This window comes from Microbacterium sp. (genome assembly GCF_041909575.1).
Taxonomy (GTDB): domain Bacteria; phylum Actinomycetota; class Actinomycetes; order Actinomycetales; family Microbacteriaceae; genus Microbacterium.
Map to the genome: position 1 here is coordinate 1 of NZ_JAYRDE010000004.1, position 18,122 is coordinate 18,122.

The following is an 18,122-nucleotide window of genomic DNA, read 5'->3' on the forward strand; positions in this document are numbered from 1 at the left end:
GCCGGATCAGGCGGCGGCGGAGAGAGGGAGGCCGGCGCCGACGAGGAGGCCACCGGCTGCGGCATCCACCGTCACGGTCCCGAGGTCGGCGAGCTCGCCGGTGACGAGGAGATCGGCGATGCGGTCGTCGATCTCACGCTGGATGAGCCGGCGCAGCGGACGTGCCCCGTACTCGGGCTCGTAGCCGTTCTCGGCCAGCCAGTCGATCGCGGCGTCGGTGACGACGAGCCGGGCTTCGCGCCCCGCCAGCCGCGCCTGGGTGGCCCCGAGCAGCAGGCCCACGATCTCGCGCAGCTGAGGCTTGTCGAGCTTGCGGAACAGCACGATCTCGTCGATGCGGTTGAGGAACTCCGGCCGCATCGCCTCGCGCAGCTTGGCGAACACGCGGTCGCGCAGATCCTTGTCCGAGCCGAAGCCCGTCGAGCCGCCGCCGTCGGCGATGAAGCCGATCGCCCCTCCGCGCGAGGCGAGGAACTCCGAGCCGAGGTTCGAGGTCATCACGACCACCGTGTTGCGGAAGTCGACCGTGCGACCCTGCCCGTCGGTGAGCCGCCCGTCGTCGAGCACCTGCAGCAGCAGGTTGAACACGTCCGGGTGGGCCTTCTCGATCTCGTCGAACAGCACGATCGAGTACGGGTTGCGGCGCACGCGCTCGGTGAGCTGGCCGGCCTCGTCGTAGCCGACGTATCCGGGAGGAGCTCCGACCAGGCGCGATACCGTGTGCCGCTCGCCGAACTCGCTCATGTCGAAGCGGATCACCGCCGCCTCGTCGTCGAACAGCGACGACGCGAGCGCCTTGGCGAGCTCGGTCTTCCCCACGCCCGTGGGTCCCAGGAACAGGAAGGAGCCGACCGGCCGCCGCGCATCGCCCATGCCGGTGCGGTTGCGGCGCACGGCCTTGGCCACGGCGGCGACGGCGTCGTCCTGGCCGATGACGCGGTCGTGCAGCTCGTCCTCCAGCTGGGCCAGGCGCTCCCGCTCCGTCTCGGTGAGGCGGTTGACGGGGATGCCGGTGGCCCGGCTGATCACGGCGGCGATCTCGGGCTCGCCGACGACGGCCTCGCCGCGTGCGGCCGCACCCGAAGCGGTGACGTCGTCGAGGCGCGCCTGCACGGCCGCGATGCGGTCGCGGATGCGCGAGGCCTCCTCGTAGTGCTCGGCCGAGACGGCGGCGTTCTTGTCGGCCTCCAGCGTCGCGAGCTGCTCGATGAGCCCGCTCACGTCGACCTTCGCGCCCAGCCGCAGCCGCAGCCGCGCGCCTGCCTGGTCGATGAGGTCGATCGCCTTGTCGGGCAGCACGCGGTCGCTGATGTAGCGATCGCTCAGCTCGACGGCGGCGCGGATCGCCTCGTCGGTGTAGACGATGCCGTGGTGCTCCTCGTACGCGGGCTTGAGCCCCTGGAGGATGAGCACGGCGTCCGCGACCGACGGCTCGCCCACGCGCACCGGCTGGAACCGGCGCTCCAGCGCCGGATCCTTCTCGATGATGCGGTACTCCTTGAGCGTCGTGGCGCCCACGAGGTGCAGGTCGCCGCGTGCGAGGCGGGGCTTGAGGATGTTGCCGGCGTCCATGCCGCCGTCGCCCGCACCGCCGGCGCCGACGACGGTGTGCACCTCATCGATGAAGATCACGAGCTCGCCCTTGTGGGCGGCGATCTCGTCCATCGTCTTGGTGAGGCGCTCCTCGAAGTCGCCGCGGTAGCGTGTGCCGGCGAGCATGGCGGGCAGGTCCAGCGCGATGACGCGCTTTCCGAGCAGCTGCTCGGGGACGGCCCCGTCGACGATCGCCTGGGCCAGTCCCTCGACGATCGCGGTCTTGCCGACGCCCGCCTCGCCGACGAGCACGGGGTTGTTCTTCGTGCGACGGCTGAGGATCTCGATCGTCTGCTCGATCTCGTCGGCGCGGCCGATCACGGGGTCGAGCTCGCCGCCCGCGGCGCGCTCGGTCAGGTCGGTGCCGTACGTGTCGAGCATCGGGGTGGCCGATGCCGAGGCATCCGTCCCCTCCTCCGTCGCGGGAGCGGAGCTCGGCGCCACGGTCTCGCGGAGGCCCTGCGTGAGAGCCTCGGCCGTCACGCCGGCGCGCGCGAGCACCTGGCCGGCGGGGGTGTCCTGCGCGAGGACGAGCGCGAAGAACAGGTGCTCCGGGTCGACGTAGGTCGACCCCGAGGAACGCGCGACCTGGAAGGCGTGGAACAGCGCGCGCTGCACCGACGACGTGATGACCGCGCCGTCGACGTCGGCGGGGGCGGATGCCGCAGGCAGGCGCTCCTCGGTGGCGCGCAGGATCGCCCGAGGGTCGGCGCCGATGTGCTCGACCGCGTCGCGCGCGGGAGCGTCCTCGACGAGGACGCGCAGCACGTGGAGGGCGTCGAGCTCGCGCTGGCCGCGCTCGAGGGCGAACCGGCCGGCGCGCTGCAGCAGTTCCTGCGTGCGCGCCCCGAGGAAGCGACTGAGGTCGATCGACCGCTCCGCACGCGCGCGCTCTCCGGCCAGATACCGCGCGAGGAACTCGTCGAACGAGCTGCCGCTGTCGTCGGCGCCGGCGGAGGGGGTGAAGTCTTCGGGCATTCCGTCTGTCTCCTGGGATCGGGAAACGACTGCACGGATTCATAACTTGAGCGCAGTCGTATCAACTTCAACGCTCGCGGAGGCGCCGTATTCCCGACGGTCGGGTGACGCGGCACCCGGTGTCCGCGGCCGGGCCTACCGTGGGCAGCGAGTCGGGCACCGCCGCCCGTCGAGAGGAAGGCCGCAGCATGGACTGGAAGATCGAGCTCATCTTCGTGCCGGTGACCGATGTCGACCGCGCCAAGGACTTCTACGTGAAGATCGGGTTCACCGCCGACCACGATCAGGTCCCCTACGAGGGAGTGCGGTTCGTGCAGCTCACGCCGCCGGGGTCTGCCTGCTCGATCGCGATCGGCGAAGGGCTCGGCATCGATCTCGAACCCGGGCGGCAGAACACCATCCAGGTGGTGGTGCCCGACGCCGACGCGGCTCTCGCCCATCTGCGGGGTTTCGGCGTCGAGGCCGAGGGTGTCCAGGACCTGGGCTGGGGACGCTTCGTCTTCTTCGCCGACCCCGACGGCAACCGCTGGACGCTGCAGGAGCTGCCCGCCCGTTCCTGACAGCTCGCCTCGTGGCGCGCGGATTCCGGACGGATCCGCCGCCCCGACCCGGTAGCCTCGTGCTGATTCCAGCGAGGAGCACGCATGAGCGCCGATCCGGTCACGCCCGCCCCGCCCGACATCGACGAGGCCGCCGCGGCGGCGATCGCCCTCGAGCACTGGGGCATCGTCGCCACCGCGCGGGCACTGGGCAGCCATCAGGACCGCAACTTCCTGCTCGAACCCGCCGACGGGCCGCGGCTGCTCCTCAAGATCGCGAACCCCAGCGTCTCGGCCGCGGAGCTCGAGGCGCAGTCCGCCGCGGCCGCGCTGCTGTCCGAGCGGGCCGGCTGCCGCGCTCCCCGGGCCCGCGCCGCGAGCGACGGCACCACGGCGATCCTCCTCGACGTCGACGGCGTCGCCATGCACGGGCGGGTCCTGGAGTTCCTCGAAGGCGAGACCCTGTCGGGGCACCTCCCCCGGCCCGTCGTCGAGGCGATGGGCGACCTCGCCGCACGGGTCGCGCTCGCCCTCGCGGACCTCGACGCGCCAGCCGCCGAGCGTGTGCACCAGTGGGATCTGCGTCACGCCCGCGCCGTCCTGGACGATCTTCTCCCGTTCGTGGCCGACCCGGCTCTGCGCGCACGACTGACGGATGCCGCAGCCTCGGCCTGGTCGGTCGTCGACGCCGTCGCGCACGAGCTGCCGACGCAGTTCATCCACGGCGATCTGACCGACGACAACGTCGTGACCGGCGACCCCGTCGCCCGCGTGCCCGACGGCGTGATCGACCTCGGCGACCTCAACCGCACCTGGACGGTCGGCGAGCTCGCGATCACCGTCTCATCGCTGCTGCACCACGACGGCATCGACCTGCCGGCCGCGATGCGGGCCGTCGCGGCCTACCATCGGCGACGCCCGCTCTCCGACGCCGAGACGACGGCACTGTGGCCGCTCCTCGTCGTGCGCGCCGCCACGCTCGTCGCGAGCGCCCATCATGTGCTGGCGACCGACCCCGGAAACGACTACGCCGCCGGGAACCTCGATCACGAGCTCGCGATCCTCGACGCCGCGACCTCCGTCCCGCTCGAGGTCGCGACGGCGCTCGTCGCGGCGGCGACCGGACGCGCGGCGGATCCGCTCGCGCTCCCGCCCGGCCAGGCCCTGCTCCCCCGGCTCGGGCCGGGCGAGGTCGCCGTCGCCGATCTGTCGCCGACGAGCCCGGCGCTGCACGAAGGACGGTGGCTCGCCGCATCCGCCGAGGCCGACGTGATGAGCGGATGCCTCGGCTCCGCCCGCGTCGTCGTGGCGAGGTTCGGCGAGGCCCGGCTCACACGCTCACGACCGCTCCACCCCGCCGAGCCGCTCAACGTGGCACTCGGCGTCGAGCTGCTCTTCGGTGGAGCTGAGCGGGTCTCGGCGCCCTGGCCGGGAACGATTCAGGCCACGACGCAGGGGGTGCGACTGCGCAGCGGCACGGTCGACCTCGTGCTCGACGGCGTGCGCAGCGCGGTGCCCGACGGCACCGCCGTCCAGGCCGGCGACCTCGTCGGCGAGGCACAGGGATCGCTGTGGGTCCAGGTCGTCCGCACCGGCGCGGAGGCGCCCCGGTTCGCTCCTCGCAGCCTCGCCGCGGCCTGGCGCGTGGTCGTCGCCGATGCGGGTGCGCTCGTGCCGGGGCATCCGTCATCGACCGCCGATCCGGACGCCGACGCCGCAGAGCTGCTCGCCCGGCGGGAGGCCGCGTTCGCCGACGTGCAGGAGCACTACTTCGCCGACCCGCCCGTGATGGTGCGCGGCTGGCGCGAGCACCTCGTCGACGCCGACGGGCGCGTGTACCTCGACACCCTCAACAACGTGACCTCGATCGGGCACGCCCACCCGCGTCTGGTCGCCGCCGTCGCGGCCCAGTGGAATCTGCTGAACACGAACTCGCGCTTCCACTACCCCGCGGTCGTGGAGTTCTCCGAGCGCCTGGCGGGGCTCCTCCCCGACCCGCTGGACACCGTGTTCCTCGTCAACAGCGGCTCCGAGGCCGTCGACCTCGCCCTGCGGCTCGGCCAGGCGTGGTCGGGGCGCACCGACGTGCTGGCGCTGCAGGAGGCGTACCACGGCTGGACCTACCTCAGCGATGCCGTCTCGACCTCGGTCGCCGACAACCCCGCCGCGCCGGAGACCCGACCCGCCTGGGTGCACACGCTCCCCGCCCCGAATCCGCTCCGCGGCGCCCACCGCGGCGCCGACGCGGCGCGCTACGCCCCGGAGGCCGTCGCCGAGATCGACCGGCTGGCCGCCGCGGGAGCGGCACCCGGCGCGTTCATCGCCGAGACGCTCTTCGGGAACGGCGGCGGCGTGGCCCTTCCCGACGGATACCTCGACGCCGTGTACACCGCGGTCCGCGCCCACGGCGGGCTCGCGATCGCCGACGAGGTGCAGGTGGGCTACGGCCGGCTCGGCGAGTGGTTCTGGGGTTTCGACCAGCAGGGCGTCGTCCCCGACGTCGTCACCGTCGCCAAGGCGATGGGGAACGGGCATCCGCTCGGCGCCGTCATCACCACCCGCGAGATCGCCGACCGCTACCGCTCCGGCGGCTATTTCTTCTCGTCAGCGGGAGGGAGCCCCGTGTCGAGCGTCGTCGGCCTCACCGTGCTCGACGTGATCCGCGACGAGCGCCTGCAGGAGAACGCCCGCGACGTCGGCGGCTACCTCAAGGGGCGGCTCGAGGAGCTCGGGGAGCGGCATCCGCTCATCGGCGCGGTGCATGGATCGGGTTTCTATCTGGGCCCGGAGCTCGTGCGCGACCGCGCCACGTGGGAGCCCGCCACCGCGGAGACCGCGGCGATCTGCGTGCGCCTGCGCGAGCTCGGCGTGATCGCCCAGCCCACCGGCGACCACCAGAACATCCTGAAGATCAAGCCGCCGATGTGCTTCACGCGCGAAAGCGCGGATGCGCTCGTCGCGACGCTCGACCGCGTGCTGACGACCGGCTGGTGAGGGTCAGTCGCGGCCGCCGGGTGGCCCGACGATGAGCAGCACGACGTAGAGCGCCACGACCGCGAGCGCGATCAGCAGGGCCAGCAGCCACGCGCGCGCCAGGAACCACCGCATCAGGCGGTCGTGCCACGCGGCGTCACGCGGATCGCCGGTCGCTGTCAGGCGCCACGGCCCGGCCAGGCGCCCCGAGCGGTGCAGCCACAGCTCGGTGGGGATCGTCGCGTACGGGATCACCGCGCTCGCGATCGCCACGATCGTCGGCCACGCCCCCCAGCGCTGGTTCTTCGCGACGAGCACCGCCGTGGCGCCGTACGAGAGGAACACGAACCCGTGGATGCCGCCGCCGATCGTCACCGCGACGGCGAGGTCGCTGGTCGCCCGCACGATGAGCCCCGCGATGAGCAGCGTCCACGAGATCGCCTCCGCGACCGCCATGACTCGGAACAGGTTCAAGGGCGTGCGGAACACAGGTCTCCTTCGGGTGTGGATGCCCCCAGCCTACGTTCGTGCGTCGTCGCGTCCTGACCGCCCGATCCGGTGAAACGGCGGGGAGATTCCGGGGGCAGCGCCGCGGGACCGGCCCGGAAGCGGCCGTTTCTCCCCGCCGTTTCACGCCGCGCCGCCCGATACCGTGGGACTGTGGACTTCTCCCCCGCCGCGCTGCGCCGCTGGCCCGATCTCGAGGGCCCTGATCTTCCGGCCTCGGATGCCGCGGACCGGCTGATCCTCGACGAGTCGGCGGACGCGCGCTCCGCCGCAGCGGACGGAGCGATCGCAGTGATCGGCGACGCGTACGGAGCGCTCGCGCTGGGAGCGGCCGCCGACGGCGCGAGCGGCATCCGCGTGCACCAGGATGCGCTCACCGGCGAGCGCGCACTCGCGGCCAACGCCGAGCGCTTCGGGCTCCAGGTCGCGTTCACGTCGCTGCCGCTCTCGCCCGATGTGGTGCGCGGGGCGCGAGTCGTGCTGCTGCGACTGCCGCGCTCGCTGGACGCGCTGCGCGACATCGCCGGCCTCGTCGCCGCGCACGCCGACCCGGACGTCGTCGTCTACGCCGGCGGGCGGCTCAAACACATGACGGTGGCGATGAACGATGTGCTGCGCGAGCACTTCGAGCGGGTCGACGTGACCCACGCGCGCCAGAAGTCACGCGCGCTCATCGCCCGCGGCCCCCACGACGGCCGCGACCCCGCGCCGCGGCGCGAGCGGCACGACGGACTCGTCGTCTGCGCGTTCGGAGGGGTCTTCGCGGGGGCGTCCATCGACATCGGCACCCGGCTGCTCCTCGAGCACCTGCCCGTTCCACCGAAGGGGACGGATGCCGCCATCGACCTCGCGTGCGGCACCGGTGTGGTTGCCGCGACGCTGGCGCTGCGGCATCCGGAGCTGCGCGTGTACGCGTGCGACCAGTCCGCCGCCGCCGTCGCATCGGCGCGCGCCACCGCGGAGGCGAACGGCGTCGCAGACCGTGTCGAGGTCGTGCGCGACGACATGCTGGCCACGCGCGCCGATGCGTCGGCCGACTTCATCGCGCTCAATCCGCCGTTCCACGTGGGTGGGGCGATCAGCGAGAGCGTCGCGCCGCGCCTGTTCGCCGACGCCGCTCGCGTGCTGCGGCCGGGGGGCGAACTGTGGACCGTGTGGAACTCGGCCCTGCACTACCGGCTGGCTCTCGAGCGCCTCGTCGGACCGACGCGTCAGGTCGCGCGCAACACCAAGTTCACCCTGACGGCGTCGACCCGGCGCTGACTCACCGGGCGACCCGGGATCACTCCTCGGGCGCGGTCTCCTCGGCCGGCGGGGCGAACGACACCCACACGCCGTCCGCGCACTGGTAGAACATCGGCGCGGACGTGTCGATGTAGATCTCGTCGCCCTGGCAGCTGTCGGGCTCCGGCTCTCCCTCGCCGAGCGAGATCTGCGTGCCGGGATCGCCCTGCTCCCCCTGCTCGCCCTGCTCGCCGTCCGACCCGGAGGCGCCGGGGGCACCGGTCGCTCCCGTGAGGTTCGCGGCGGCGGACTCGCGGATGTTGCCCACGAGGGTCCAGTCGTCCTCGAAGAGGTACACGTCGGCCGTCGCGACGTCGATGTACACGTCGCCTTCGTATCCCTTGCCCGATTCGGGCGCACCCGATCCGGCGCGCACGGACGAGCCCGCCGGCAGGATCTCCTCGAGCGCGGCTTCGTAGTCCTCGGCCGTCGCCGTCTCCTGCACGGTCGGGGTGGGCTCGGCGGCGACCGGGGTCGTGTCGACCGATCGCGCGAGCCACGATCCGAGGAAGGCGGCGAAGAAGGCGAGGACGACGATCGCGAGGCCGAACCAGATCAGGGTGCCGCGTGAGATGGATCCGGGCGCGGCGGGGGGCGGGATGCTGGCGGACATGGGCGAGGCTCCGTTCGACCACTCCCCAGAGTGCCACGGGGGTTTCGGCACGGAGCGGCGTGACGCTCACTGTAGGGAGGGACGCGGGTGAGCGGCCTCACCCGAGGAGGATGATCCGCCGCCTACCGCGGGTGGGCGTCAGCGCGGGCTCCGCGTCGACCAGAGGGCCCACGCCACCAGCACCGGCTGGAAGAAGAGGCGCACGAGCCGCTTGCTGTCGCTGTCGAGCCCGAACCCGTCCCGGCGCTTGGCGTACTGCTCGATGTTGCCGGGGAAGACCGCCACGAAGAAGGCGGCCAGGATCGCCCCCACGCGCCCACGGGACTCGGGGAGGGCGACGAGGGCGGTGCCGAGCATGATCTCGGCGACGCCGGAGGCCACCACCACGGCATCCTCGTCTATGACCTTGGTGGCGAGGTCGGGCACCTGCGCCCGGAACTCGCGGCGTGCCCAGAACAGGTGGCTGATGCCGGCGAAGACCATGGCGGCCGCGAGCGTCCACCGGGCGAGGGTTCTCATCATGGCCCCACCGTCGCAGAGGATCCCCGGCACCGCGAGCACTTGACAGGCCCTACGATCACGCCATGGACTATGCCCGCTGGCAGCGCGTGACCGGATACGAGTAGGGCGGCGGAACCGTCGCCATCAGATCGAGATGGGCACGACTTCGCCGGAGGCCCGCCCGTCCGCGTGCAAGAGGTGACCGAGGTGCTTCGTCGTCCGCAGCACGACCGACCGGTCCGCGATGCTCACACCGGGCAGCCGCTCTTCGATGATCGCCTCCATGCGGCCGACGTCCTGCAGCGTCCGCAGCCAGACCGCCATGATCACGTTGTACTCGCCGACCGTGTTCGCCACCAGACGCACCTCCTCGATGCGGCCGAGCTGCTCCCCGATGCGGCCGGCTATCGCAGCAGGCACCCGCAGGAAGTACCAGGCGTAGATCGGCCACGGCGTGTACCGCCGCGCGACATCGACACGGATCGCCAGCCGACCTGATTCCCGCATCTCCGCGATGGCGTCGCGCACTCGTCGCGGGGCCATGCCGAGGCGAGACGCCAGCTCGGTGACCCCCACGCGCCCGTCGTACGCCAGCTCTGCCGCGATCGCGCTGCGCTGCTCCACCGACATGCGCACGGATGCCGAGGGTGCGCGCCGTTCCAGGCTCTCAATCCGCGCGACCTCCTGCGACGAGAGCGCGCGGAGGCGCCAGCCCCGGGCATCGCGCACCGTCTCCGAGACCAGATGAGTGCGCATCGCACTGACTCCGGTCACGCCCCGGATGCGCTCCAGCGTCCAGATCGCGAGCGCTTCGGCATCCGGAACTGCGAGCGAAAGGAGGATGTCCCTCCCGCCGGCGGTGAGGTCGATCGTGAACGCCTCAGGGTCGTTCCCGAGCGTCTCGGCCACCGACAGGGTCTCACCAGGGCGGCATTCGATCTCGATGAGGACGAGCATTCTCGACGCCCCGCCGCCGTAGCCCGTGACGTACACGATGCCCTGCTCGACGAGCCGCGCCCACCGGCGCGACAGCGTCACGGGGTCGACGCCGACGATCGGGGCGAGGGCTCTCCACGTGGCGCGCGGACTGACCTGCACGGCATGAATGAGGCGCTGATCGACGTCATCCAGGCCAATATCCTGCATTCTGACCAGCTCTCGGTTCGATTTCCGGCACGCTGACAGGATTCTAGCGCCGCGGTTCTTAGAGTCGCTCACACCCCGATCCGATCTGAGGAGTTCATATGGCTGTTCCCGCTCCGCCCGGCACGTCCTCCAGCGGCCGCTCCGCTCTCCGCGGTGCCGTCGGCTTCCTCGTCGTCATGGAACTCGGCTCCGGCATGCTGCAGGGCTGGTACCCGGTTCTGCTCGGCGCGATCGGCGAGGAGTTCGGCGTCGGCGCCGCGCAGCTCAACTGGGTCAGCGCCGCGTACATGCTGGCGACCGTCGTCTTCGTGCCGATCCTCGCGAAGCTCGGCGACCGGTACGGACACAAGCGCCTGCTGCTGATCTCGACCGCCCTCGTCGCGCTCGGATCCATCGTCGTCGCGCTCGCACCGACGTACGAGATCTTCCTCGTCGGCCGGGCCATCCAGGCCCCACTCGCGGCTTTCCTCCCGCTCGAGTTCGCAATCGTCCGCAACCGCGACGAGAAGTCCGCGGGTCGATCGATCGGCAAGCTCGTCGGCGCCCTCACGTTCGGCGCCGCGATCGGGGCGCTCGGCGCCGGTCTCCTGTTCGGGGCGATCGGCGACCTCCGGGCCGTGCTCTGGGTACCCGCGATCTTCCTCCTCATCTGCGTGCCCGTCGTGGCCCTCCTGGTGCCGGAGACCACGGTCCGCGCCGCCGGCAAGACCGACTGGCTCGGCGCCTCCCTGCTCGGCATCGGCCTCCTCGCTGCCCTCGGCGGGATCTCGAACGCCTCGGCATGGGGCTGGGCGAACCCGATCACCTGGCTCGCGATCCTCGGCGGCATCGCCCTGCTCGCTTCGTGGGTCGTGGTCGAGAAGCGCGTCGAGCACCCGCTCATCGATCTTGCGCTGCTCACCCGCGGCGGCATCGGCCTGCCGATCATCATCGCCTTCCTGTTCGGCGCGCAGCTGTTCGGCGGTCAGACGGCATCCAGCGTCTACCTGCTCAGCGACCCGGATGCCGTCGGTTTCGGGCTCGGCTTCACCGCTGCCGCCGTCGGCCTCGTCTCGCTCGCGGCAGCGTTGTCGGCCTTCGTCGCCTCCATCCTGGGAGACCGGGTCGCCGGTCGGATCGGGGCGAAGGGGGCGATCGTCCTCGGGGGACTCCTCATCGCGGGCAGCTACCTCGCGTTCCTCACCGCGCCGACCGTCGTCGCCGTGCTCGTCGCCGCCCTGGTGATCGCCGGCCTCGGCAACGGACTGCTCATCTCGGTGCTGCCGACGATCGTCGTCCGCCGCGCCCCGGCCGACTCCGTCGGTATCGCCTCCGCGCTGTACAACACCTCACGCACGGCGGCCGGTGCGGTCGCGGGTGCGGTGTTCGCCCTCGTGATGGGCAGCTTCCTCATCACCGTCGGCACGGGAGAGGCCGCAGTCACGACCACGGCGTTTGCCGGATACGCCGCCGTATGGAGCATCTGCGCCGCCGTCGGCATCGCGATCGCCGCCCTCGCCCTGTTCCTCCGAGTTCCCGCGCCTATGGCTGAGGATCCCGTTCCCGTCCCGGCGGCCACGGCCGACCCCATCCTTGAAGGAGAATCCGCATGACCCTCGCCGACCCCGCCACCGAGACCCTGATCGACCTCACCGAGGCGAAGGAGCGCAGCGCTGAAGCGGTGCGCTCCTGGGAGGAGCGGCTCGTCCAGGTCAGTCACGAGATCCACGCGAACCCCGAGATCGCGTTCCAGGAGCACCACGCCGCGGAGCTCGTCGCGGCAGCCCTTCGCGATGCCGGCTTCACGACGACGGTCGGAGCCTTCGGCGTCGATACGGCGATCGAGGCGAGCTTCGGCTCCGGAGAGTTCGTCGTCGCCGTGTGCGCCGAGTACGATGCGCTGCCCCTCATCGGTCACGCGTGCGGGCACAACATCATCGCCGCCGCGGGCCTCGGAGCCGCGATCGGCCTCGCCGCCATCGCCGATGAGGCCGGGATCACCGTCAAGCTGCTCGGCACGCCCGCCGAGGAGCACGGCGGCGGCAAGGTGCTCATGCTCGAGGGCGGAGCCTGGGAAGACGCGACGGTCTCGCTCATGGTGCACGGCTCCCCCGGTGTCGACCTGCGGTGCGAGAGCTTCCGGACGCAAGCCGTCGACCGCTTCCAGGTCGTCTACACGGGTCGTCCCGCGCATGCGGCGGCGGCCCCCGACAAGGGTGTGAACGCATTGGATGCCGCGACTGTGGCGCTCACGGCGATCGGACTGCTGCGACAGCAGCTTCCCGGAACGGTGCGCACGGCGGCGGTGATCACCCAGGGCGGGGAGGTGACGAACATCATCCCCGCCCGCACGGTGCTGCAGGCCGAGGTGCGCTCGTTCGATCTCGACGAGCTGCGCGACGCGAAGCGGCGCGTGCTCGCGTGCTTCGAGGCCGGAGCCCTCGCGTCGGGATGCTCGTGGGAGCAGGAGCGCACCGAGCCCCGCTACGACCCCCTCATCCAGGAACCGCTCCTCGCGGACGCCTGGAACGACGCCCTCGCCGAGCTCGGCCGCGAGCCGATCCCGTACACCGGCGCGGCCGGCGGCTCCACCGACATGGGCAACGTCTCGCAGGTCGTCCCGTCGATCCATCCCGGAATCGCGGTCCTCGGGTCGACCGCCGCACCGCACACCGAGGGCTTCGCCGCGGATGCGGCCACGCCCGAGGCCGACCGGGCGGTCATCGATTCCGCGATCGGGCTCGCGTGGGCCGCAGCGACGGCAGCGCTCACCCCGCCATCCCGCGCTGAGCTGCTCAGCCGGCAGTCGGCCCGTCCGGTCGGGGCGACGACTCACCCGCAGAGTCACGAGTGACGACGATCGCACCGGTCACCGACGCGCGGAGCGGCGTCTACGTCTCCGCGTTCGAGCTGTTCTCCATCGGCATCGGCCCCTCCTCCTCGCACACGGTGGGGCCGATGCGGGCGGGGCGCGACTTCGCGCGGCGCGTGCTCGCGCAGCACCCACACGACCTCCGTCGCGTCGAGGTGGTCCTGTACGGATCGCTCGCCGCGACCGGACTCGGCCACGGAACGCCGGATGCCGTCGTCGCCGGGCTCGCCGGGATGGACCCGGAGACCTGCGACCCGGCATCCGTCCGTGGCGCGTGGTCTGGGCACCGCGCGGGAGAGTCTCTGCCGTTCGGCGGTGTGCTGCCGGTGCCGTTCGACAGCTCCGATGTCGTGCTCGATCCGTTCACGCGTCCACGTGGGCACCCGAACACACTCCTGCTTCGGGCGTTCACCGCCGAGGCGGTCGTCGAGGAGACATATCTGTCGGTCGGCGGTGGCTTCATCCAGCGCGTCGGCGCCGTCGCCGATGAGGCGGCACCTCGCGACGGCGTCCCGGTGTTCCGCACGGCCGCAGAGCTGCTCGCGTTATGCGTCGACGGCCGGTCCATCGCCGACGTCGCCCGCACCGGTGAACTCGCCTCGCGCCGCGCGGACGAGGTGGCGGCGGGTCTCGACGCGATCTGGGATGCCATGCGCGGCTGTATCGAATCGGGCCTCGATGCCGATGGCACCCTGCCGGGCCGGCTCGGTGTTCCGCGGCGTGCCCGCGCGATGCGCGACAGCATCCGGCGGGCGGAGCAGGCGGGGCGACCGGTCACGACGGACTGGCTGCAGGCGTTCGCCCTCGCAGTGAACGAGGAGAACGCGGGCGGCGGCCGGGTGGTCACCGCGCCCACGAACGGGGCGGCCGGCATCCTGCCCGCCGTGCTCATGTACTACGTGCGTTTCGAGCCGGGATCGGATGCCGAGGGCGTGCGGACCTTCCTCCTCACTGCCGCCGCGATCGGCTCGATCATCAGAGCGAACGCGTCGATCTCCGGAGCGGAGGGCGGATGTCAGGCCGAGGTCGGATCCGCCTGCGCGATGGCGGCCGCCGGCCTGTGCGCCGTGCTCGGGGGAACGCCCGCGCAGGTCGAGAACGCGGCTGAGATCGCCATGGAGCACCATCTCGGACTCACCTGCGATCCCGTCGCCGGACTCGTGCAGATCCCCTGCATCGAGCGCAACGCCGTCGCGGCATCGACGGCCGTCACCGCCGCGCGCCTCGCGTTGCACGGCGACGGTCGGCATGTGGTGTCGCTGGACGCCGTGATCGAGACGATGCGCCAGACCGGGGCCGACATGAGCGAGAAGTATAAGGAGACCAGTCGCGGCGGCCTCGCCGTCAACGTCGTCGAGTGTTGACCGCCTCACCCTTTCCCGTGTCTGTCCCGCCGACGAGCTGGACCCATCCCGCTCAGGTGAGACGGGATGAGCGGAGACATGAAAAGGGCCCCGAACCTGCGCCTCTCTGCAGATTCGGGGCCCACGTCAGCCCGCTCAGGGCCTTCAGAGCTGCGGGAGTCTAGAAGTCCCAGTCCTCGTCTTCGGTGGCCTCGGCCTTGCCGATGACGTACGACGAGCCCGACCCCGAGAAGAAGTCGTGGTTCTCGTCGGCGTTCGGCGAGAGCGCCGACAGGATCGCCGGGTTCACATCGGTCACCGTCGAGGGGAACATCGCCTCGTAGCCGAGGTTCATGAGCGCCTTGTTGGCGTTGTAGTGCAGGAACTTCTTGACGTCCTCGGTCAGTCCGACGCTGTCGTAGAGGTCCTGCGTGTACTGCACCTCGTTGTCGTAGAGCTCGTACAGCAGCGAGAACGTGTAGTCCTTGATGTCGTTGCGCGTGGCCTCGTCGACCTTCTCGAGCCCGCGCTGGAACTTGTAGCCGATGTAGTACCCGTGCACGGCCTCGTCGCGGATGATGAGGCGGATGAGGTCTGCTGTGTTGGTGAGCTTGGCGCGGCTCGACCAGTGCATCGGCAGATAGAAGCCCGAGTAGAACAGGAAGCTCTCGAGCAGGGTCGAGGCGACCTTGCGCTTGAGGGGCTCGTCGCCGCGGTAGTACTCCATGACGATCTGAGCCTTCTTCTGAAGGTTCGGGTTCTCGATCGACCAGCGGAACGCCTCGTCGATCTCCTTCGTCGAGCACAGCGTCGAGAAGATCGACGAGTACGACTTGGCGTGCACCGACTCCATGAACGCGATGTTCGTGTAGACGGCCTCCTCGTGCGGGGTGATCGCATCGGGGATCAGCGACACCGCGCCGACCGTGCCCTGGATCGTGTCGAGGAGCGTCAGCCCCGTGAACACGCGCATCGTCAGCGTCTGCTCTTCGGGGGTCAGCGTGTTCCACGACTGGATGTCGTTGGACAGCGGCACCTTCTCGGGCAGCCAGAAGTTGTTCACGAGGCGGTTCCACACCTCGAGGTCCTTGTCGTCCTGGATGCGGTTCCAGTTGATGGCCTGGACGTGATCCAGGAGCTGGAGCTTCTCGCTCATCTTTCCTCTTCCAAAAGTCCCGGGTCAGACCGTCAGAGCGTGCACGAGACGCACTCGGACATGTCGGTGCCCTCGAGCGCCATCTGACGCAGGCGGATGTAGTAGATCGTCTTGATGCCCTTGCGCCAGGCGTAGATCTGAGCCTTGTTGATGTCGCGCGTGGTCGCGGTGTCCTTGAAGAACAGCGTGAGCGACAGGCCCTGGTCGACGTGCTGGGTGGCGGCGGCGTACGTGTCGATGACCTTCTCGTAGCCGATCTCGTAGGCGTCCTGGTAGTACTCCAGGTTCTCGTTCGTCATGAACGCCGCCGGGTAGTAGACGCGGCCGAGCTTGCCTTCCTTGCGGATCTCGATCTTGGCCGCGATCGGGTGGATCGACGACGTGGAGTTGTTGATGTACGAGATCGAGCCGGTCGGGGGCACCGCCTGCAGGTTCTGGTTGTAGATGCCGTGCTGCTGGATCGAGGCCTTCAGCGCGCGCCAGTCGTCCTGCGTGGGGATGTGGTGACCCGCGAACATCTCGGTCACCTTGTCGGTCGCGGGGACCCACTCCTGGTCGATGTACTTGTCGAAGAACTCCCCCGACGCGTAGGTCGAGTCCTCGAACCCGTCGAAGGTCTCGCCGCGCTCGATGGCGATCTTGTTCGAGGCCGTCAGGGCGTGGAAGAGCACCGAGTAGAAGTAGATGTTCGTGAAGTCGACACCCTCCTCCGACCCGTAGTGCACGTGCTCGCGGGCGAGGTAGCCGTGGAGGTTCATCTGGCCCAGGCCGATCGCGTGGGACCGGTCGTTGCCGTCCTCGATGGAGCGCACCGAGGCGATGTGGCTCTGGTCGCTGACCGCGGTGAGGGCACGGATGCTGGTGTCCACCGTCTTCGCCAGGTCGCCGCCGTCCATCGCGAGCGCGATGTTGAGCGATCCGAGGTTGCAGGAGATGTCCTTGCCGATCTGCGCGTACGAGAGGTCCTCGTTGTACGTGGTCGGTGTGTTGACCTGGAGGATCTCGGAGCAGAGGTTGGACATGTTGATCCGGCCCTTGATCGGGTTGGCCTTGTTCACCGTGTCCTCGAACATGATGTACGGGTAGCCCGACTCGAACTGGATCTCGGCGAGGGTCTGGAAGAACTCGCGCGCGTTGATCTTCGTCTTCTTGATGCGCGGATCGTCGACCATCTCGCGGTACTTCTCGGTGACCGAGATGTCGCCGAACGGCACACCGTAGACCTTCTCGACGTCGTACGGCGAGAAGAGGTACATGTCCTCGCCGTTCTTGGCGAGCTCGAACGTGATGTCGGGCACGACGACGCCGAGCGACAGCGTCTTGATGCGGATCTTCTCGTCGGCGTTCTCGCGCTTGGTGTCGAGGAACCGCATGATGTCGGGGTGGTGGGCGCTGAGGTACACCGCGCCGGCGCCCTGACGCGCACCGAGCTGGTTGGCGTAGCTGAAACTGTCTTCGAGCAGCTTCATGACGGGGATGATGCCCGACGACTGGTTCTCGATCTGCTTGATCGGGGCGCCCGACTCGCGGATGTTCGAGAGCAGGAGGGCCACGCCGCCGCCGCGCTTGGACAGCTGCAGCGAGGAGTTGATGCCGCGCGAGATCGACTCCATGTTGTCTTCGATGCGCAGCAGGAAGCAGGAGACGAGCTCGCCGCGCTGCGCCTTGCCGGCGTTGAGGAACGTGGGCGTCGCCGGCTGGAACCGGCCCGAGATGATCTCGTCGACGAGGTTCGTCGCGAGCTTCTGGTCGCCGTCGGCGAGGGCGAGGGCGGTCATCACGACGCGGTCCTCGAACCGCTCGAGGTAGCGCTTGCCGTCGAACGTCTTCAGCGTGTAGCTCGTGTAGTACTTGAACGCCCCGAGGAACGTCTCGAAGCGGAACTTCTTGCCGTAGGCGAAGTCGTTGAGCTCCTGGACGAACGAGAACGGGTACTTGTTCAGCACCTCGGGCTCGTAGTACTCCTTCTCGACCAGGTAGTCGAGGCGCTCCTTCAGCGAGTGGAAGAAGACCGTGTTCTGGTTCACGTGCTGCAGGAAGTACTCCCGTGCGGCGCGCTTGTCGGCGTCGAACTGGATCTTCCCGTCGGCGTCGTAGAGGTTCAGCATCGCGTTGAGGGCGTGGTAGTCCATGCCCTCGAAGCGCACCTCGGTCTTGAAGTCCTGCTCGGTCACTGCGGCGTCTGCCATCTTTCCAATCCCTCGCTCACGCGTTCCACGTCTTCAGGCGTGCCGAATACTTCGAGCCGGTACAAGTGCGGCACATGACACTTGCGGCTGATGATGTCGCCGGCGATGCAGAAGTGCTCGCCGAAGTTGGTGTTGCCCGCGGAGATCACTCCGCGAATCAGGCGCCGGTTTCGCTCGTCGTTGAGGAAGCGGATCACCTGCTTGGGAACGGCACCCTTCTCCTCGCCCCTGCCCTGGCCTCCGCCATAGGTCGGGGTGACGAGGATGAACGGTTCGTCGACCACGAGGGGCGGGTCCGCATGATGCAGCGGAATCCGCACCGCCCTCGCTCCCAGCTTCTCGATGAAGCGTGCCGTGTTGCCCGAGACGCTCGAGAAGTAGACGAGGAGCGGGGTCGCGGTCCGGCGCCCGGCAACCGCGTCTCGCTGTGCGACCGCGGTTGCCATGGC

At 70.1% G+C, this 18,122-nt stretch carries 14 protein-coding genes; 6 read left to right on the forward strand and 8 right to left on the reverse strand.

What is annotated here, in order from left to right:
- Window positions 1-6 precede the first annotated feature (6 nt).
- Window positions 7-2,571, reverse strand: a complete 2,565-nt coding sequence (locus ACE3O1_RS01115; RefSeq protein WP_374311566.1) for an ATP-dependent Clp protease ATP-binding subunit — start codon at window positions 2,569-2,571, stop codon at window positions 7-9.
- A 188-nt stretch (window positions 2,572-2,759) separates the two neighbouring features.
- On the opposite strand from ACE3O1_RS01115, the gene ACE3O1_RS01120 reads away from it, so the two are divergent.
- Window positions 2,760-3,131, forward strand: coding sequence for a VOC family protein (locus ACE3O1_RS01120; protein ID WP_374311568.1), 372 nt, complete (start codon window positions 2,760-2,762; stop codon window positions 3,129-3,131).
- Between the two features lie 84 nt (window positions 3,132-3,215).
- Entirely contained in the window at window positions 3,216-6,104 is a 2,889-nt protein-coding gene (locus ACE3O1_RS01125) for an aminotransferase (RefSeq protein ID WP_374311570.1), read from the forward strand.
- Between the two features lie 3 nt (window positions 6,105-6,107).
- On the opposite strand, the gene ACE3O1_RS01130 is transcribed toward ACE3O1_RS01125, so the two are convergent.
- Window positions 6,108-6,572, reverse strand: a complete 465-nt coding sequence (locus tag ACE3O1_RS01130; RefSeq protein ID WP_374311572.1) for a DUF3817 domain-containing protein — start codon at window positions 6,570-6,572, stop codon at window positions 6,108-6,110.
- A gap of 171 nt (window positions 6,573-6,743) precedes the next feature.
- Here ACE3O1_RS01130 and ACE3O1_RS01135 point away from each other — a divergent pair, with 171 nt between their 5' ends.
- On the forward strand, window positions 6,744-7,853 hold the full coding sequence (locus tag ACE3O1_RS01135) for a class I SAM-dependent methyltransferase (protein ID WP_374311574.1): 1,110 nt from the start codon (window positions 6,744-6,746) through the stop codon (window positions 7,851-7,853).
- Window positions 7,854-7,872: 19 nt separating this feature from the next.
- Here ACE3O1_RS01135 and ACE3O1_RS01140 read toward each other — a convergent pair whose 3' ends face one another.
- The 3 genes from ACE3O1_RS01140 to ACE3O1_RS01150 all read right to left on the reverse strand — a co-directional run bounded on the left by ACE3O1_RS01140 (window position 7,873) and on the right by ACE3O1_RS01150 (window position 10,134).
- Window positions 7,873-8,487 (reverse strand): hypothetical protein, encoded by a 615-nt coding sequence (locus tag ACE3O1_RS01140; protein WP_374311576.1) that lies wholly within the window; start codon window positions 8,485-8,487, stop codon window positions 7,873-7,875.
- A 138-nt stretch (window positions 8,488-8,625) separates the two neighbouring features.
- Entirely contained in the window at window positions 8,626-9,006 is a 381-nt protein-coding gene (locus tag ACE3O1_RS01145) for a hypothetical protein (RefSeq protein ID WP_374311676.1), read from the reverse strand.
- Between the two features lie 126 nt (window positions 9,007-9,132).
- Window positions 9,133-10,134: an Lrp/AsnC family transcriptional regulator gene (locus ACE3O1_RS01150; RefSeq protein WP_374311578.1), complete on the reverse strand. Its 1,002-nt coding sequence runs from the start codon at window positions 10,132-10,134 to the stop codon at window positions 9,133-9,135.
- A gap of 98 nt (window positions 10,135-10,232) precedes the next feature.
- Here ACE3O1_RS01150 and ACE3O1_RS01155 point away from each other — a divergent pair, with 98 nt between their 5' ends.
- From ACE3O1_RS01155 to ACE3O1_RS01165, 3 genes are read left to right on the forward strand one after another with little or no spacing between them, the layout of a single operon-like run.
- Window positions 10,233-11,726, forward strand: coding sequence for an MFS transporter (locus ACE3O1_RS01155; protein ID WP_374311581.1), 1,494 nt, complete (start codon window positions 10,233-10,235; stop codon window positions 11,724-11,726).
- The gene (locus ACE3O1_RS01160) at window positions 11,723-12,967 is read left to right on the forward strand and encodes a M20 family metallopeptidase (RefSeq protein ID WP_374311583.1); all 1,245 of its coding nucleotides are present in this window, start codon (window positions 11,723-11,725) and stop codon (window positions 12,965-12,967) included. The genes ACE3O1_RS01155 and ACE3O1_RS01160 overlap by 4 nt, the downstream gene beginning before the upstream one ends.
- Window positions 12,964-14,349, forward strand: coding sequence for an L-serine ammonia-lyase (locus tag ACE3O1_RS01165; protein WP_374311585.1), 1,386 nt, complete (start codon window positions 12,964-12,966; stop codon window positions 14,347-14,349). Before ACE3O1_RS01160 ends, ACE3O1_RS01165 begins: the two co-directional genes overlap by 4 nt.
- Before the next feature lie 160 nt (window positions 14,350-14,509).
- Here ACE3O1_RS01165 and nrdF read toward each other — a convergent pair whose 3' ends face one another.
- From nrdF to nrdI, 3 genes are read right to left on the reverse strand one after another with little or no spacing between them, the layout of a single operon-like run.
- The gene (gene nrdF / locus ACE3O1_RS01170) at window positions 14,510-15,484 is read right to left on the reverse strand and encodes a class 1b ribonucleoside-diphosphate reductase subunit beta (RefSeq protein ID WP_204978861.1); all 975 of its coding nucleotides are present in this window, start codon (window positions 15,482-15,484) and stop codon (window positions 14,510-14,512) included.
- A gap of 32 nt (window positions 15,485-15,516) precedes the next feature.
- The gene (gene nrdE / locus ACE3O1_RS01175) at window positions 15,517-17,673 is read right to left on the reverse strand and encodes a class 1b ribonucleoside-diphosphate reductase subunit alpha (protein ID WP_374311587.1); all 2,157 of its coding nucleotides are present in this window, start codon (window positions 17,671-17,673) and stop codon (window positions 15,517-15,519) included.
- Window positions 17,655-18,119, reverse strand: a complete 465-nt coding sequence (gene nrdI / locus ACE3O1_RS01180; RefSeq protein ID WP_374311589.1) for a class Ib ribonucleoside-diphosphate reductase assembly flavoprotein NrdI — start codon at window positions 18,117-18,119, stop codon at window positions 17,655-17,657. The genes nrdE and nrdI overlap by 19 nt, the downstream gene beginning before the upstream one ends.
- Window positions 18,120-18,122: the final 3 nt, after the last annotated feature.

Bases quoted from the DNA above. Each gene is read 5' to 3' on its own strand.
- ACE3O1_RS01115 (WP_374311566.1), bottom strand. From the start codon at position 2,571: ATGCCCGAAGACTTCACCCCCTCCGCCGGCGCCGACGACAGCGGCAGC.
- ACE3O1_RS01120 (WP_374311568.1), top strand. From the start codon at position 2,760: ATGGACTGGAAGATCGAGCTCATCTTCGTGCCGGTGACCGATGTCGAC.
- ACE3O1_RS01125 (WP_374311570.1), top strand. From the start codon at position 3,216: ATGAGCGCCGATCCGGTCACGCCCGCCCCGCCCGACATCGACGAGGCC.
- ACE3O1_RS01140 (WP_374311576.1), bottom strand. From the start codon at position 8,487: ATGTCCGCCAGCATCCCGCCCCCCGCCGCGCCCGGATCCATCTCACGC.
- ACE3O1_RS01145 (WP_374311676.1), bottom strand. From the start codon at position 9,006: ATGAGAACCCTCGCCCGGTGGACGCTCGCGGCCGCCATGGTCTTCGCC.
- ACE3O1_RS01150 (WP_374311578.1), bottom strand. From the start codon at position 10,134: ATGCAGGATATTGGCCTGGATGACGTCGATCAGCGCCTCATTCATGCC.
- ACE3O1_RS01155 (WP_374311581.1), top strand. From the start codon at position 10,233: ATGGCTGTTCCCGCTCCGCCCGGCACGTCCTCCAGCGGCCGCTCCGCT.
- ACE3O1_RS01160 (WP_374311583.1), top strand. From the start codon at position 11,723: ATGACCCTCGCCGACCCCGCCACCGAGACCCTGATCGACCTCACCGAG.
- nrdF (WP_204978861.1), bottom strand. From the start codon at position 15,484: ATGAGCGAGAAGCTCCAGCTCCTGGATCACGTCCAGGCCATCAACTGG.
- nrdE (WP_374311587.1), bottom strand. From the start codon at position 17,673: ATGGCAGACGCCGCAGTGACCGAGCAGGACTTCAAGACCGAGGTGCGC.
- nrdI (WP_374311589.1), bottom strand. From the start codon at position 18,119: ATGGCAACCGCGGTCGCACAGCGAGACGCGGTTGCCGGGCGCCGGACC.